Raw genomic sequence first — 14,992 nt, forward strand, 5'->3', positions numbered from 1 at the left:
CGCGGGAAGGGTCCGCAGGCCCTCACCGGGTCTCTCAGCCCGCCGTCTCGCCCGCGTTTGGCGCCAGGACTCCCGCCGCGACCAGGGCGAACAGGGCTATGCCCAGCAGGATGCGGTAGACGACGAAGGGCATGAAGGACTTGTTGGAGATGAACTTCATGAACCAGGCGATCACGGCGTAGCCGACGACGAAGGCGATGATCGTGGCGAAGATGGTGGGGCCCCACGCCACATGGCCCCCCTCGCCGGCGTCCTTGAGCTCGAAGACGCCGGAGGCCAGTACGGCGGGGATGGCGAGCAGGAACGAGTAGCGGGCCGCGGACTCGCGGGTGTAGCCCATCAGCAGGCCGCCGCTGATGGTGGCACCGGAGCGGGAGACGCCGGGGATCAGCGCCATGGCCTGGCAGACGCCGTACAGCAGGCCGTCCTTGACGCTGAGGTCGGTGAGGGTCTTGCGCTGTTTGGCCGCGCGGTGCCGGCCCCCGGTCTCGTCACGGGCGGCCAGCCGGTCGGCGATGCCGAGTACCACACCCATCACGATCAGGGTGGTCGCGATCAGCCGCAGATCGCGGAACGGGCCCTCGATGGCGTCCTTGAGTGTGATGCCCAGCACACCGATGGGGATCGAGCCGACGATCACCAACCAGCCCATCTGGGCGTCGTGGTCGTGGCGCAGCTCACGGTTGAACAGGGAGCGGGACCAGGTCGAGATGATCCGCCCGATGTCCTTGCGGAAGTAGATGATCACGGCCGCTTCGGTGCCGATCTGCGTGATGGCGGTGAAGGCCGCCCCCGGGTCCTGCCAGCCGGCGAAAGCCGCGGTCAGGCGCAGATGCGCACTGGAGGAGATAGGGAGAAACTCGGTCAACCCTTGGACAAGTCCGAGGACGAAAGATTCAAACCAAGTCATGGAATTACGCTATCCAAGGGTGATCAAGCGCTTACCTGCGCGAGCGGGGTGACAGCGGACGCCGGTGGCGGATGTGGGTCTCCGCCGACCGGGGCAGCGTAACGTCCGAAGGTGACCGGCTGACCAACGGGTCCAGGTCCAGGCGCCCAATGAGTCCTGGAAGGACCGTGCCCGGCCGGATTCCGTCACCTTCCGGCCGGTACGGTCACCTCCTGACCGTTCTGGCCGGCGCGGTCACGTCCTGATCGTTCTGGCCGGTGCGGTCACCGTCTGACCGTTCTGGCCGGTGCGGTCACCTCCTGACCGTTCCGGCCGGTGCGGTCACTTCCTGATCGTTCTGGCCGGCGCGGTCATCTCCCGATCAGCCTCCGCGCAGCGACCTGCGCTTGCACCAGGCCACCACCAGCGCGCCCAGTCCGCTCAGGACGATGAACCCCATCGAGACGAGGAACGCCGGCGAAGTGGGCGTCGAGGCACGGGCGCCCGCGACGGCGTACGCCGCCGTGTTGGGGATGCTGCCGAGCGTCGTCGCCAGCAGGTAGGGGAACCAGCCCATACGGGAGACCGCGGCACAGTAATTCGTGGCACAGAATGGCAGACCGGGGAAGAGCCGGACCGCCAGCATCGAACGGAACCCGTGCTCGCTCAACTGCCGGTCGGCGGCCGTCAGCCACCGGGCGCGCAGCAACGGGCGCAGCGCGTCCTGACCGAGCAGCCGGCCCAGCCCGAAGGCCAGTGCGGCGCCCAGCACCGTACCGGCGAGCGCGGCCGCCAGCCCCACCATGCTGCCGAAGAGCGCACCCGCACCGAGGTTGAGGACCGGGCGCGGCACGAAAGCGGTGGTACACACGCCGTACGCCAGCACGAAGACCGTCATGGCCGCCGGACCGGACAGCTGCGCCGGCCAGCCGCCGACCAGCAGACGCTGCGGATGCCACAGCAGCATCGCCACCGCGGCACACGCCAGCAAGGCGAGCAGCAGGCCCAGCCGTGCCCACGGCGAGAACAGCACACGCGTGCAGCGTGCGGCGAGGCCATCGGCCGGTGCGGCAGGGTCGAGCATCCCGGGAGCGTAACCGACGTACCCGCCGACGAGCCGCATCCTGCGCGTACGGCTCCCGGAGCGGCCGCCCCGGCCGAGCGCCCTTCTCGCGGCATCCCCGCCACGCAGCGGCGGACCACCGACCGCGCACTCCGCATCGTCACGTACGAGCCTCAGGACGCGACACGACGTGACGTGACGCGCTACGACACGACGCGACGCGACACGCTACGACGCGACACGACACTCGCGAGATGACTCCCGGGCGGGAGCCACACGGCCCGCCTGGCCCGCCTCACCCCCCCCACACGATCCTCAAGCGCGTCATCACACCACCTCGGCCGCGCCAACTCCCCGGCCCGAATAAATCGTTCGACGCGACGGCCCCCGCCCGGCAACCTAAGACACATGTTCCGGCACGCCTTCCACTCGCTCCCGTCCGCAGTCGCGGACGAGCCGAAGGCTGCCGCCGACTTCCTCGCGGCCCTCGCCGCAGCCACCGACGGCGCACGAAGCTGACCCTCTCCGGATCGTCCGGCGGACCCCGCAGGGGGAGGGTCGGCTCGGCCAAGGGGTCCCCACGGCGCCAAGTCGCCGTCCTCACCGCATCGTTGCGAGGAAGAACACCATGCCCAAGACGGCATACGTACGCACCAAGCCGCATCTCAACATCGGCACCATGGGCCACGTCGACCACGGCAAGACCACCCTCACCGCCGCCATCACCAAGGTCCTCAGCGACCGCGGAAGCGGCACCTTCGTACCCTTCGACCGGATCGACCGGGCCCCGGAGGAGGCCGCCCGCGGCATCACCATCAACATCTCGCACGTCGAGTACGAGACCGACACCCGGCACTACGCCCACGTCGACATGCCCGGCCACGCCGACTTCATCAAGAACATGGTCACCGGCGCGGCCCAGCTCGACGGCGCGATCCTCGTGGTCTCCGCGCTCGACGGCATCATGCCGCAGACCGCCGAGCACGTGCTGCTCGCCAAACAGGTCGGCGTACGGCACATCGTCGTCGCCCTCAACAAGGCCGACGCCGGCGACCCGGAGCTCACCGACCTGGTGGAGCTGGAGGTCCGCGAGCTGCTGAGCGCGCACGGCTACGACGGGGAGCACGTACCCGTCGTACGGGTCTCGGGGCTGCGCGCCCTGGAAGGCGACCCGCGCTGGACGGAGGCGATCGAGGCGCTGCTGGACGCCGTGGACACCTACGTCCCGATGCCCGAGCGCTATGTCGACGCGCCATTCCTGCTGCCGGTGGAGAACGTGCTGACCATCACCGGGCGTGGCACCGTCGTCACCGGGGCCGTCGAACGCGGCACGGTGCGCGTCGGCGACCGGGTGGCGGTGCTCGGCGCGGACGCGGAGACGACCGTCACCGGGCTCGAGACGTTCGGCAAGCCCATGGAGTCCGCGGAGGCCGGGGACAACGTCGCGCTGCTGCTGCGCGGCCTGCACCGCGACCAGGTACGCCGCGGGCACGTCGTCGCCGCGCCCGGCAGCGTCACACCACGGCGCCGTTTCACCGCCGAGGTGTACGTGCTCTCCACCGAGGAGGGCGGCCGCCGCACACCGCTGTCCACGGGCTACCGTCCGCAGTTCTACATCCGCACCGCGGACGTCGTCGGCGACCTCGACCTCGGCGAGCGGGGCGTCGCCCGCCCCGGCGAGACGGTGACGGTGTCGGTCGAACTGGGCCGGGACGTGCCGCTGGAGACCGGCCTCGGCTTCGCCATCCGCGAGGGCGGCCGGACGGTGGGCGCCGGCACGGTCCGCACTGTGGAGGAGTGAGCACTTGCCTCACGACACCGCGCATACCTGAAGTCAGCACCGCATTGCGAACAACTGAAGCCAAAACCGCATTGCGGACAACTGACGTCAGTGCCCCGTGCGAAGTGCGCACCGCGTGACACGACGCCGCGCCCCGTACCTGCCTCCCAGGTACGGGGCGCGGCCGCGTACTGTCCGACGGGAGCGCGGGGTGCGAGACTGCTCGCCCGGACGGACGGATGGGTCGGCCGACGTACGACGTCCTGGCGCACGGAACGCGAGCGGCGAACCTGGCGCATGGCGATGGCGATGGCGAACGCGTACGGGCCCACGACGCATGGCGAACGCGGACAGGCACATGAAACGCGGACAGGCACATGAGTGGACGAGCCCACGGCGCATGGCGAACGCGGGCGGACGAGCCCCGAGCAGACGGGCCGACGGAACGCGGGCGGCCGACGGGCGGAACACCGCAAGGGACAGCTCACTGACGGAACAGCTCACTGACGGAACAGCTCACTGACGGAACAGCTCACTGACGGAACAGCTCACTGACGGGGCAGCTCACTGACGGGGCAGCTCACTGACGGGACAGGTCACTGACGGGACAGGAGGAACATCTGATGGCGGGCAAGGCACTGGTCCTCGGCGGCGGAGGGCTCACCGGAATCGGCTGGGAGGTCGGCGTGCTCGCCGGCCTCGCGGACGCGGGCATCGACCTCACCGACGCCGATGTCGTCATCGGTACCTCCGCCGGATCGATCGTCGCCGCCCACCTCACCGCGCAGCAGCGCACACTGCGGGAGCTGTACGAGCACCAGCTCGCCGCGCCCCAGGGCGGGGCCGCCGCCCGGATGGGGCCGGCCGCGCTGGCCCGGTTCGCGGCGATCGCACTGCGTTCCCGGGACGCGGCCTCGTTCGGTGCCCGGATGGGCAAGCTGGCGCTCGCGGCCCGTACGGTCCCAGAGGCGGAGCAGCGCGCGGCGATCGCCCGGAACCTGGGCGGCCTGGCCGACTGGCCGGCCCGCCGCCTGATGATCACGGCGGTGGACGCGGCAACAGGGCAGCGGACCGCCTTCGATGACACCAGCGGCGTGCCGCTGATCGACGCGGTGGGCGCGAGCTGCGCGGTCCCCGGGATCTACCCACCGGTGACCATCAACGGCACGCGGTGGATCGACGGCGGAGTGCACTCCAGCGCCAACGCGGACCTCGCCGCCGGATACGCCCGTGTGGTGATCGTCGCGCCGATGGCCGTCAGCGGCGGGCCGATCGCCGGCCCCCGGGCGCAGGGCGAGCGCCTGGCGCGAAACGGTGCCCGGGTGTGCGTGATCACCCCCGATCGCGCAGCCCGGTCGGCGTTCGGACGCAACGTCCTGGACCCCACCAAGCGAGCAGCCGCAGCACGCGCCGGACGACGCCAATCAGTCGCCCACGCCACCGAGCTCCGCCAGCTCTGGTCAGAAACACCTTGATCCGTCCAAACCCTGACCATTCAAACCTGATCCGTCCAAACCCGCGGCATCACGCGCCGAACGGTGGCCTGACGCCTGACATCCGGCCTGCCGTCACCCGGCGTGCCGGGATCCGGCGTGCCGGGATCCGGCCTACGGGGCCCGCCCTACGGGGCCCTGCCTACGGGGCCCGGACACCGAGCCCCGGCCCGTCGGTGCCCGGACTGTCGGACCCGACCCGTTGGCACCTCGATCGCTTGGACGGAGATCGTCGGCACCGGATGGCCGGGATCCTGACCACTGACCCCGGCCCCTCGCACTGGCACCTGGCTTGCCGGGCCCCGGTGCGCCCGGCTCGGACCGCCCCAGCCCGGACGCCAGACTCAAACCGCCGGGACCATGACCACCGCCAACCTGACCACCGGCACCCGGCTTGCCAGGACCTGGGTGACCGGTTGAGCCCGACCGCCAGACTCAGGTCACCGCGACCTTGACTAGGGGCGGCCGGCACCCGGCTTGCCAGGACCTGGGTCACCGACTGGGCCGGACCGCCAGACTCAGGCCACCAGGACCCAGATCACCGGCACAATGAGACGGTGGAACGACCCCCCGCGCTGGCCGCCGCGATAGCCGACCAGGCCCCCCAGGTACCCAAGCCTGAGGCACTCAACTCGGCCCCCATGCCCCCCGAGCCGATGCCCAAGCACCCGGAGTCACTCAAGACCCCGCAGCCACTCCAGACCCCGGACCCCATACCGGTTACTCGACCCGTGGACTGGGGCATCGCCAAGCTCCTGCCGGACGTCGACCGCCCCCGCGCCTGGCTGCTCACGGTGGACGGTGCCCCCCAGTCGTACGTCGACCTCGACGAGCCCACGCATCTCGAATTCGAGTACGTGCGCCGACTGGGCCATGTACTGGACGAACTGGCCATGCCGGGAGAGCCCCTCGACGTGCTGCACCTGGGAGGCGGGGCGCTGACCCTGCCGCGCTATCTGGCCGCCACCCGCCCCGCCTCCCGGCAGGACGTCATCGAGGCCGACCGCGGACTGCTCGCCCTCGTGGCCGAACACCTGCCGCTACCTGACCCACTGCCCGACGGATCCGGCATCGTGGTGCACCCGCAGGATGCCCGTACGGCGCTCGAGGCGGCGCCGACGGACAGCGCCGATGTCATCGTGGCCGATGTCTTCGGCGGCTCGCGGGTGCCGGCGCAACTCACCTCGGTCGAGTACGCGCGGGCTGCCGCCCGCGTGCTGCGCCCGCACGGCTGCTACGCGGCGAACCTCGCGGACGGTGCGCCCTTCGGCTTTCTCCGCGCCCAACTAGCCAATTTCGCCACGCTCTTCGAGCACCTCGCGCTGATCGCCGAGCCGTCGGTGCTGCGCGGGCGGCGCTTCGGGAACGCCGTGCTGCTCGCTTCGCGCGCGGAACTACCACTCGGCGCGCTGGCCCGCCGGGTGGCCGCCGACGCGTTCCCGGCGCGGGTCGAGCACGGCGCGGCGCTGCGGCGGTTGATTGCGGACGCGGTGCCTGTACCGGACGCCGAAGCGGTGGCATCTCCGGTGCCACCGGACGGCGCGTTCAGCGTGGGCTGATGTCGTGCGCTGGCGCCAGGCGGTGATTGACCCGGGTGCTAGTTGGTTGGCTCGGGGACCACGAGAGTCGCTAGGGGGCCATGAGGGGCGCTAGGCGGTTGGGTCCGGGGGCTACGGCTACGGGGCTCGTGTGCCGTCCGTCTTGTCTTGGTCTTGCTCGTGAGGCCCCTTCCTTCCTCTCTTGATCCCTCCCTTCTCTCCTCTCCTGTTCCTTCCCCCTTCCGCGTTCCCTTGTTCCGCCTTGTGTGCCTGTGCCTCCCTCCTTTCCTCTCGGCAACGATTACGGAGCGTGGTGAGTTCCCCCTATTTTATTACCATGGGTGATTGCAGTGGAAGGGGGAGGGGAGGAGGGGGCTGAGGGGGAGGAGGGGTAGAGGGAGGGGCTGGGGGTGGTCGATGTGTTGCTTAGTTAGGGGGTGGAGGGGGTGGCCTGTGGTTGGGGGGATGGTGAGGTGCTTGGTGGGGATTCGCGGCGGGTGAGGTGGCGTACGTCGGGGACGCACAGGACCGCGGCGGTCAGTAGGGCTATCAGGGTCGAGCAGGCCCATAGGGCGGCGGTTCGGCCGATGAGGGTCTGTACGGGGCCCGCAAGGGCGGTGGCCACGGGGACCATGGCCACGGAGCCGAGCCAGTCGTAGGAGGAGACCCGGGAGAACTTCTCCTCGGGGATCTCCTGGTGCAGGGCCATCATCCATGTCACCGCGAAGACCTCGATGGCGATTCCGGTGGCGAACATGACCGCGGTGAGTCCGGCGGCCGGCAGTGGCACGGCGAGCGCGGCGGACGGTAGGGCGAGCGGGAAGACGCACAGGGTGCCGGTGAGCAGGATGCGGCGCGGTCTTAGGCGGGTCATCAGCAGGGCGCCGCCCGCGGTGCCCGCCCCGAAGGCGGCCAGTGCCAGCCCCCAGGGGCCGGGGCCGCCCAGGTGCTGCTCGGCGACCAGTGGTCCGTAGACCGCTTCGGCCGCCGCTATCACCGCGTTGACGATGGAGAACTGGACCACCACCGCCCACAGCCAGGGCCGGGAGGCGACCTCGCGCCAGCCGTCCCGTAGATCGTGGAGTATCCCTCCGCCCGGGGTGCGCTCGGGGACTTCGCTGACGTCGAGGAAGGCGCGCAGCGCGCCCGCGAGGGCGAAGGCGGCGGAGTCGACGGCCAGCACCCAGCCGGGACCGACCGCGGCGACCAGCGCGCCGCCCAGGGCTGCGCCGCCGATGTTCGCGCCGTTCATGCCCATACGGAACACGGCGAAGGCGCGCCCCGCGTGCGCCCCGGAGACGCTGGCGAGCACCATTCCCTCGGAGGCCGGGGCGAAGAACGCCTGTCCGGTGCCGCCCAGTGCGGCCAGTGCCGCCATCTGCCACAGGTGTGGTTCTCCGGCCAGGACGAGCAGGGCGAACAAGCCCTGGGAGACGCAGCTGAGGGCGTTGGCGGCGACCATGACGCGGTGCCGGGGGAGCCGGTCGGCGATCGCGCCGCCGATGAGCAGGAACAGGACCAGCGGGATCGTGCGGGCGGCGGCGACCAGGCCGACGTCGGTGGCGGAGCCGCCGGAGCCCAGTACGGCGAAGGCGGTGGCGATGAGTGCGCCGGAGTGGCCGAGGCCCGCGATCACCGTGGCGCCCGTGAGCAGTAGGTAGTTGCGTCCTGCCCAGGTGGGGGCCCAGGTCCGGCGGTGGAGCGGGGTGTGGGGCGGGGTGTGTCGCTTGCGTCCGGTCGTCCTGGTTCCGCCGGTCACCTTGGCGTCCCCGAAGTCTCCGAAGTCTTCGAAGTCGTCGAGACCTCTGACGTCCCCGGTATCTCCGAAGTCCCTGGTGTCGCCGAAGTCTCTAGGGCCTCTGGCATTGCTGGCGTCTCCGGGCTCCCCGGTCCCTTCGGCCTTTCCGGTACCTCTGGCCTCCTCAGTGACTCCGGCCTTTCCGGTGTCTCCGGTAACTCCGTCCTCCCCGCCCTGCCCATCGTTCCCGCCGTTCCCGGTGCCCCCGGCGTCCCCGTCGCGTCGTCGTCCTGAGCGCATGGAGGTCAACGATATGCGGGGCGCGGGAAGGGAGGGATGGCGCGTGGGTGCGGTCGCTGGGGTGGTCTTGCGGCCGCGGTGCGCCTGGCTCTTCACAGCTAAGCTACTGCTAGGTAACATGATCTCATGTCCTCTGAGACCCTGCCGTCGATCGGCGAAATGATGGCGGCCTCCGTGCCGATGGTCCGCACCCTGAACCTTGAGTTCACCGAGACCACCGCCGAGCGCGCCGTGGTCCGCATGCCTGACCAGCCCGATTTCCACAACCACGTCGGCGGACCGCACGCCGGTGCCATGTTCACCCTCGCCGAGTCCGCGAGTGGCGCGATAGTGATGACGGCCTTCGGTGACCAGCTTGGACGCGCGGTGCCCCTGGCCGTGCGCGCCGAGATCGGCTACAAGAAGCTCGCCATGGGGCCGGTCACCGCCACCGCGGAGCTGGGCCGGTCGGTGGCCGAGGTGGTCGCGGAGCTGGACGCCGGTGAGCGTCCGGAGTTCCCCGTGAACATCTCGATCACCCGCGAGGACGGCGCGGTCACCGGCGAGATGAGCATCGTGTGGACCCTGCGCCCCAACAAGTGAGCCGGTCCGGCCCCAGGGGGTGAGTCAGGTCCGGCCCCGGCAAGTGAGTCGGGTCCGGCCCCGTAGGTGAGCGGTGAGCCTGGCCGAGCCGCAATAACGGTGAGGCGCCGTGCCGCGGCAGCGTGGGTCGCCATGCCGCGGCAGCGTGGGTCGGCGCGCCGCGGGAGCTCGGGTTCTTTCGCTGAGGAGCCGGATGTCGTGAACCGCACGTGGATTCGGCTGTCGGGCGGTGCGATCGAGTACGCTTCCGGGGCGCGCTGCGGCGTGTCAGGGGAACGACCGGCACCGGTGTCGAGAACGCCGGGGCGACGGCCCACGGGGGCCCTACACCAGCGGAGGAATCGGCGTTGCACATCCAGGAGTGGCTCGAGACGGTACCGGCCGTGGTCGTCTATCTCCTGGTGGGGGTGGTCATCGGACTGGAGAGCCTGGGCATTCCGCTGCCCGGCGAGATCGTCCTCGTCAGTTCGGCGATCCTGGCCGCGACCCAGGACCACATCGACCCGTTCGTGCTGGGCACCTGCGCGTCCGTCGGTGCGATCGTCGGTGACTCCATCGGCTATCTGATCGGGCGCAAGGGCGGCCAGCCCCTGCTCCAGTGGGCCGGACGGAAGTTCCCCAAGCACTTCGGCCCCGACCATGTGGCCATGGCGGAGGAGAAGTTCGACAAGTGGGGCATGTGGGCGGTCTTCTTCGGCCGTTTCATCGCGCTGCTGCGTATCTTCGCCGGTCCTCTCGCCGGTGTGCTGAAGATGCCGTACTGGAAGTTCCTGATTGCCAACGTCCTCGGTGGCATCGTGTGGGCCGGCGGTACGACGGCCCTGATCTACAGCGTCGGCATCGTCGCCGAGCCGTGGCTCAAGCGCTTCTCGACGTGGGGCCTGGGGGCCGCCGTGCTGTTCGGCATCGGCTCGTTCCTCGTCATGAAGCGCCGGGCGAAGAAGGCGGCCGCCGCGCGTGAAGCGGCACAGGCTCCGGTCGCCGCGACGGTCGACTGACCTGACCTGACCTGACCTGACCTGATCCGAACCGGACCGAACCGGCCGCGCCCGGTCGTGGCGGCGCGGCACCGGTCGCTCAGTTGCTCACCGCTTCTGCCCTCCAGCCGCTCACCGCTTCTACAGGGGCAGTGGCGGCATCTGCCAGGGTCGCTCACGGCATCTGCCAGATGTCGGGTCCGCCGTCGCGCCACTCGAAGACGGTGGTGTCGTCCCAGACGAACTTCGTGTTGCGGAAGCCGGCGCGGCGCAGGATTGCGGCCACGTCACCGGGGCGCAGCGCCCGGCCGAGGTCCTGCCCGTGGAGCGTCACTCGGCGACCGCCGCCGGTGGACGGCGGATGCACGATCACGGGGGCGCGCCTCATGGCCCCAGGATGCGGCCGGCCCGGCGTACCCGCATTCCGAGTGCGACCGGCACGTCACCCCGTGTGTCGGGCGGCCCCCCCGCACCCCGCCCCCGTCCCGCCTTCACGCCCCCCGCCCCCGTCCCGCCTTCACGACCCCGCCCGGAGTCGGGAGGAGATCGGCTGCGTCCGCGCGCCGTTGCCGCTGCCGCTGCGCTGCCACCAGGGCACGTTCTCGCCGAGGTCCGGGACCGGGCCGCCGGCGCGGAGCTCACGCCGCAGGCCGGCCAGCATGTTGCGGGCCCCCGCGATGAACAGCGGGTCACCGACGAGTTCCTTGGCCGCCAGCGCCTTGCGGCAGGCCCGCAGGGCCGCCGTCGGCTGCCCGTGGGTCCGTTCGGCCAGGGCCTCGGCGTACAGGACGGTCGAGTACAGCCAGAAGTCTCCGTCCGAATGCCGTCCCGCCCAGGCGTTGCGGGCCGCCGCCCGCGCCCGGTCCGCGTCCAGCGGTGCGAGGGCGATGGCGAGCAGTGCCAGGCTGTGCGCCGGACCCGGGCCGAACCAGGGATCGCGGGAGCGGTGTCCGGCGGCCTCCTCCAGACATGCCACGGCCGCGGCGCTGTCCTTGCGGTACATGGCCAGCACGGCGTGTGCATGCGCGATACGGGCCAGGCCGTCCGAGTCCGCGTGCATCACGGCCGCCGTCCAGGCCTGGCCGAGCAGCGCTTCGGCGGTGTCGGACGCATGCTCCTGCGCTGCCAGGTAGCCGGCCAGCCACAGTGCCCGCGCCCGTACGGCGGTGTCGTCGCGGGAGAGCAGCAGCAGTCGGTGCAGATGTGCCCGCCCCTCGTGGCGGAATCCGCAGGCCACCCAGTGGAACCACAGCGAGACCGCGATCTCCAGTGCGCTGAGCGCGTCGTCCGGGTCCTGCGGCGGGTGGGTCAGCGCGGCGTCGAGGTTGTGCTGTTCGTCCTCCACCAGACCCACCGCGACCTGCTGGTTCGGGCCCTGCCAGGCGATCTGTGCCTCGGCCGCGAGCGCCGCGCAGGCCTGCCGGAACCGGCGCAGTGCCGCGGCCTCCTCGCCCGCCTCGCGCAGCTGGGTCCGGCCGAAGTCGCGGGCGGCGCGCGGGAGCCGGTAGCGGGGCGGCAGCGTGGCCTCGGCGCCGTGGTGCGGACCGCCCGCATCGCGTACGCAGTCGATGACCGAGGCGGTGCGGAGCCGCTCCAGGGCGCCGTCGACCGCGCCTGCAGGAACGTCACTGCTGGTGCAGACGCAGCCGGCGAGCCAGGGGTCGAAATCGCCGGGCAGCACCGAGAGTCTCGCCCAGACCCGCCGGTCCGTGGGCGAGCAGAGGGCATAGCCCGCGGCGTGCGCGGCGTAGAGCGAGGTGTGCCGCACGCTGACCGCCGGCCCCGAGTAGTACAGCGTGCCGTCGGCGCCCACCTGGGCCGCGAGCTGCGGCAGCGACATCCGGTCCAGCTGGTGCGCGGCCAGCGCGATCGCCAGCGGTGAGCCTTCCAGCGCCTGGCAGACCGCGACCAGGAGCTCCGGTGTGGCGGGCCCGGTCCGCGCGGCCAGCAGCTCGACGGCCGGTCCGGCGATGCCCTCGCCCAGCGTCACCGGCAGCGGCGCGAGCGCGACCACCCGCTCCTCGGCCAGCCCCAGCGCGCGCCGTGCGGTCGCCACGATCCGCAGCTCCGGCTCGGCCCGCAGCAGCCGCCGTACGAGCTGCGCGCACTCGTCGAGCACCGGATCGCAGTCGTCCAGCAGCACGGTCGCGCGATACCGGCGGCAGTGCGCGGTGAGCGCCTCGACGGCCTCGTCGGGCGCCGGGGGAGCGGCCGACGGGGAGGCCCCGGCACCCGCCCGGGTGCGCGCCGGACGGCTGACGCACGGATGCGCGGTACGCCGGGCGAGTGCGTGTGCGGTGCTCCGGCGGGCGGCGTCCGGCAGCCCCGCCGCCCGCAGCAGCGCCTCGGTCACACCGCCCTCGGCCAGGCCGTCCCAGCAGGCCACCCGGATGACGGTGCCGTCGAGCCGGGCGGTGTGCTCCTCCAGTACGGCGCGGGCCAGGACGCTCTTGCCCACCCCCGCGGCTCCGGTGAGGGTCACCAGCGGGGCGCTGCGCAGCAGGCCGGACATCTGCTCGTGCTCAATGGCCCGCCCCACTACGCCGGGCAGCGGCCCATGATCGGCCCACGCGGTCATCGGTCATCCCCAACCACGGCACAGCGCCGCGCCCTTCCGAATGGGCAACCAACCATGCCAGAACCGACCGCGCGGTAAACGGGGAGTGGCCGCATCGAACGGGGGAAACGCCGCCGGCGGCCTTGACGCCACTGCCGTCTTCTTGCGGGCCGAGTGGTGGAGCCGCAGGTCACAAGGCCGGGGTCGGCGTCGCGGGGGCTGTGGCCGAACTTAAAGTGGTGTCTTCAGACCGGTGTCGCGGTGGCAGCGTGGGTGCCCGCGGCCGGCCCAAGGATCCGAGGAGAACGTCCCGATGAAGTGCCTGCGGGTGGGAGCTGCGGTGAGCGCGGTGGCTGTGGCTCTGGGGTTGCTGGCCGGATGCGGCGGCGGCACGGACGTCGTCGACGCGTCGGCTGTGCCGCGGCTGAGGGCGCAGCCCGCGGACGCGGACAACGGCATGCCGCGGGTGGTGCCGCCCCGTGGCCCGCGCTCCGCGTTCACCCCGTTCCGTACGACCGGGGACGACGGCACGCAGGTGGTGCGGACCACCTGGCACGGCCGCAAGTCGGGCTTCACCGGCGACATATGGGCCTGGGTGCCGCCGCAGTACCACCAGCCGCAGTACGCCAAGAGCGGCTTCCCGGTGCTGATCGCGCTGCCCGGTGCCTACGGCTATCCGTTCAATTACTGGGCCGGGGCGCCGTTCGCCCTCCAGGAGCGGATCGCGCAGTGGTCGCAGCAGGGCAAGACGCTGCCGTTCATCGTGGTGATGCCGGTGCTCAATCCCGGCAAGAAGTACTACGACGGCAGCGACATCCCGGGGCAGCCGAAGATGGGCACGTGGCTGACCGAGGACGTCCCGGACTTCGCGCGGGCCAACTTCCGTACGTACGACAGCCGTGACGGCTGGGCCTTCATGGGGTCCTCGTCCGGTGGCTTCGCCGCGCTCAAGGCCGTGCTCAAGCAGCCGGAGAGGTTCAAGGCGGCCATCGTCAACGGCCCGGACACGGCGCCGGATTCGCCGATGTGGCGGGGGTACCCGGCGGAGATGCGCGCCAACGACCCGCGCCATCTGGCGCGGCGGCTGGCCGCGCGGCAGGGGCCGCCGGTCTACCTGGCGTTCGAGCTCGGCAGCCGGGAGGCGGCGGTGCCCGATGTGAAGCGCTTCATCAAGGAGTACACCGGCGGGCCGGTCCGTTCCACGCTCTTCGAGATACCGGACGGCGTGCACAGCGCGCAGACCTATATGCAGCGCATGGCCGAGTCGCTGCACTGGATCAGCGAGCAGATGCAGGGGCCGGTGCCGGGGCGGTCGTCCAGGGGGTAGCGGAACACCTCCCTTGGCCCGGCCCCCGGCGCCCGGCCCCCCGGCGCCTCCGCCGGGGCCTGTCCGGACGGGGCATGGCCGGGACCGCGGCCCCTGCCCCGTCCGTCGGACAGCCCCTAGCCCTCCTGCACCGCCTCCCGGTGCTGTGCCGCCAGTTCCAGGTACATCGTGGCGTTGACCTTGATGAGCTCGCGCTCCTCGTCGGTCAGCCGGCGCTTGACCTTCGCCGGTACCCCGGCGACCAGGGAGCCGGGCGGGACCTGCATGCCCTGGGGGACCAGTGCCTGCGCGGCGACCAGGGAGCCCGCGCCGATGCGGGCGCCGTTGAGGACCGTGGCGCCCATGCCGATCAGGACGTCGTCCTCGACGGTGCAGCCGTGCAGCACCGCGTTGTGCCCGACGGAGACCCGTTCGCCGACGGTCACCGGGAAGCCGGGGTCGACATGCACCGTGCAGTTGTCCTGGATGTTGCTGTCGGCGCCGAGGGTGATCGGGCCGCAGTCGGCCCGGAGCACCGTGTGGTACCAGACGCTGGTGCCCGCGGCCAGGGTGACCTCGCCGAGCACCACGGACGTGGGCGCGATGAACGCCTTCTGATCGACCGTCGGCTGCTTGCCGCCCACCTGGGAAATCAACGCGCCTGCTGTCATCACCGGATCTCCTTGCCGCTCGTGCGCCGCGCCAACAGCACCGTAGACGACGGCCGGACCGCTGGGCGGGGGCGGCCGCCGGTGGGGCGAAGATCACA

General features: G+C 71.5%; 12 protein-coding genes. 6 read left to right on the plus strand and 6 right to left on the minus strand.

Translation table 11 applies throughout. From position 1 onward, the window contains the following. Positions 1 to 34 precede the first annotated feature (34 nt). Positions 35 to 910: an undecaprenyl-diphosphate phosphatase gene (locus tag ACWD6P_RS14545; protein ID WP_451444424.1), complete on the minus strand. Its 876-nt coding sequence runs from the start codon at positions 908 to 910 to the stop codon at positions 35 to 37. A 361-nt stretch (positions 911 to 1,271) separates the two neighbouring features. After that, entirely contained in the window at positions 1,272 to 1,973 is a 702-nt protein-coding gene (locus ACWD6P_RS14550; RefSeq protein WP_451444425.1) for a TVP38/TMEM64 family protein, read from the minus strand. Positions 1,974 to 2,580: 607 nt separating this feature from the next. On the opposite strand from ACWD6P_RS14550, the gene tuf reads away from it, so the two are divergent. From tuf to ACWD6P_RS14565, 3 genes are all read left to right on the plus strand, one after another. Then, entirely contained in the window at positions 2,581 to 3,753 is a 1,173-nt protein-coding gene (gene tuf / locus ACWD6P_RS14555; RefSeq protein WP_451444426.1) for an elongation factor Tu, read from the plus strand. A gap of 602 nt (positions 3,754 to 4,355) precedes the next feature. Further along, entirely contained in the window at positions 4,356 to 5,207 is an 852-nt protein-coding gene (locus tag ACWD6P_RS14560; RefSeq protein WP_451444427.1) for a patatin-like phospholipase family protein, read from the plus strand. A gap of 674 nt (positions 5,208 to 5,881) precedes the next feature. Further along, the gene (locus ACWD6P_RS14565; RefSeq protein WP_451444496.1) at positions 5,882 to 6,784 is read left to right on the plus strand and encodes a spermidine synthase; all 903 of its coding nucleotides are present in this window, start codon (positions 5,882 to 5,884) and stop codon (positions 6,782 to 6,784) included. A 409-nt stretch (positions 6,785 to 7,193) separates the two neighbouring features. On the opposite strand, the gene ACWD6P_RS14570 is transcribed toward ACWD6P_RS14565, so the two are convergent. Beyond that, entirely contained in the window at positions 7,194 to 8,522 is a 1,329-nt protein-coding gene (locus ACWD6P_RS14570) for an MFS transporter (RefSeq protein WP_451444428.1), read from the minus strand. Positions 8,523 to 8,927: 405 nt separating this feature from the next. Here ACWD6P_RS14570 and ACWD6P_RS14575 point away from each other — a divergent pair, with 405 nt between their 5' ends. After that, complete coding sequence (locus ACWD6P_RS14575) at positions 8,928 to 9,383, plus strand: DUF4442 domain-containing protein (RefSeq protein WP_451444429.1); 456 nt, start codon at positions 8,928 to 8,930, stop codon at positions 9,381 to 9,383. A 347-nt stretch (positions 9,384 to 9,730) separates the two neighbouring features. Beyond that, entirely contained in the window at positions 9,731 to 10,381 is a 651-nt protein-coding gene (locus ACWD6P_RS14580; RefSeq protein ID WP_451444430.1) for a DedA family protein, read from the plus strand. Between the two features lie 154 nt (positions 10,382 to 10,535). Here ACWD6P_RS14580 and ACWD6P_RS14585 read toward each other — a convergent pair whose 3' ends face one another. Next, positions 10,536 to 10,748: a hypothetical protein gene (locus ACWD6P_RS14585; RefSeq protein ID WP_451444431.1), complete on the minus strand. Its 213-nt coding sequence runs from the start codon at positions 10,746 to 10,748 to the stop codon at positions 10,536 to 10,538. A gap of 129 nt (positions 10,749 to 10,877) precedes the next feature. Beyond that, positions 10,878 to 12,938, minus strand: coding sequence for an ATP-binding protein (locus ACWD6P_RS14590; RefSeq protein WP_451444432.1), 2,061 nt, complete (start codon positions 12,936 to 12,938; stop codon positions 10,878 to 10,880). A gap of 292 nt (positions 12,939 to 13,230) precedes the next feature. On the opposite strand from ACWD6P_RS14590, the gene ACWD6P_RS14595 reads away from it, so the two are divergent. Next, on the plus strand, positions 13,231 to 14,244 hold the full coding sequence (locus tag ACWD6P_RS14595; protein WP_451444433.1) for an alpha/beta hydrolase: 1,014 nt from the start codon (positions 13,231 to 13,233) through the stop codon (positions 14,242 to 14,244). Positions 14,245 to 14,360: 116 nt separating this feature from the next. Here the strand turns inward: ACWD6P_RS14595 and ACWD6P_RS14600 are convergent, their stop codons facing one another. Continuing rightward, complete coding sequence (locus ACWD6P_RS14600) at positions 14,361 to 14,894, minus strand: gamma carbonic anhydrase family protein (protein WP_451444434.1); 534 nt, start codon at positions 14,892 to 14,894, stop codon at positions 14,361 to 14,363. Between the last annotated feature and the right edge of the window lie 98 nt (positions 14,895 to 14,992).

This window comes from Streptomyces sp. NPDC002446 (genome assembly GCF_053595675.1).

What these genes read in the sequence shown, in the direction of transcription:
- ACWD6P_RS14590 (WP_451444432.1), bottom strand. Translation starts at nt 12,938, where the DNA reads ATGACCGCGTGGGCCGATCATGGGCCGCTGCCCGGCGTAGTGGGGCGG.
- tuf (WP_451444426.1), top strand. Translation starts at nt 2,581, where the DNA reads ATGCCCAAGACGGCATACGTACGCACCAAGCCGCATCTCAACATCGGC.
- ACWD6P_RS14595 (WP_451444433.1), top strand. Translation starts at nt 13,231, where the DNA reads ATGAAGTGCCTGCGGGTGGGAGCTGCGGTGAGCGCGGTGGCTGTGGCT.
- ACWD6P_RS14560 (WP_451444427.1), top strand. Translation starts at nt 4,356, where the DNA reads ATGGCGGGCAAGGCACTGGTCCTCGGCGGCGGAGGGCTCACCGGAATC.
- ACWD6P_RS14565 (WP_451444496.1), top strand. Translation starts at nt 5,882, where the DNA reads ATGCCCAAGCACCCGGAGTCACTCAAGACCCCGCAGCCACTCCAGACC.
- ACWD6P_RS14585 (WP_451444431.1), bottom strand. Translation starts at nt 10,748, where the DNA reads ATGAGGCGCGCCCCCGTGATCGTGCATCCGCCGTCCACCGGCGGCGGT.
- ACWD6P_RS14600 (WP_451444434.1), bottom strand. Translation starts at nt 14,894, where the DNA reads ATGACAGCAGGCGCGTTGATTTCCCAGGTGGGCGGCAAGCAGCCGACG.
- ACWD6P_RS14550 (WP_451444425.1), bottom strand. Translation starts at nt 1,973, where the DNA reads ATGCTCGACCCTGCCGCACCGGCCGATGGCCTCGCCGCACGCTGCACG.
- ACWD6P_RS14545 (WP_451444424.1), bottom strand. Translation starts at nt 910, where the DNA reads ATGACTTGGTTTGAATCTTTCGTCCTCGGACTTGTCCAAGGGTTGACC.
- ACWD6P_RS14575 (WP_451444429.1), top strand. Translation starts at nt 8,928, where the DNA reads ATGTCCTCTGAGACCCTGCCGTCGATCGGCGAAATGATGGCGGCCTCC.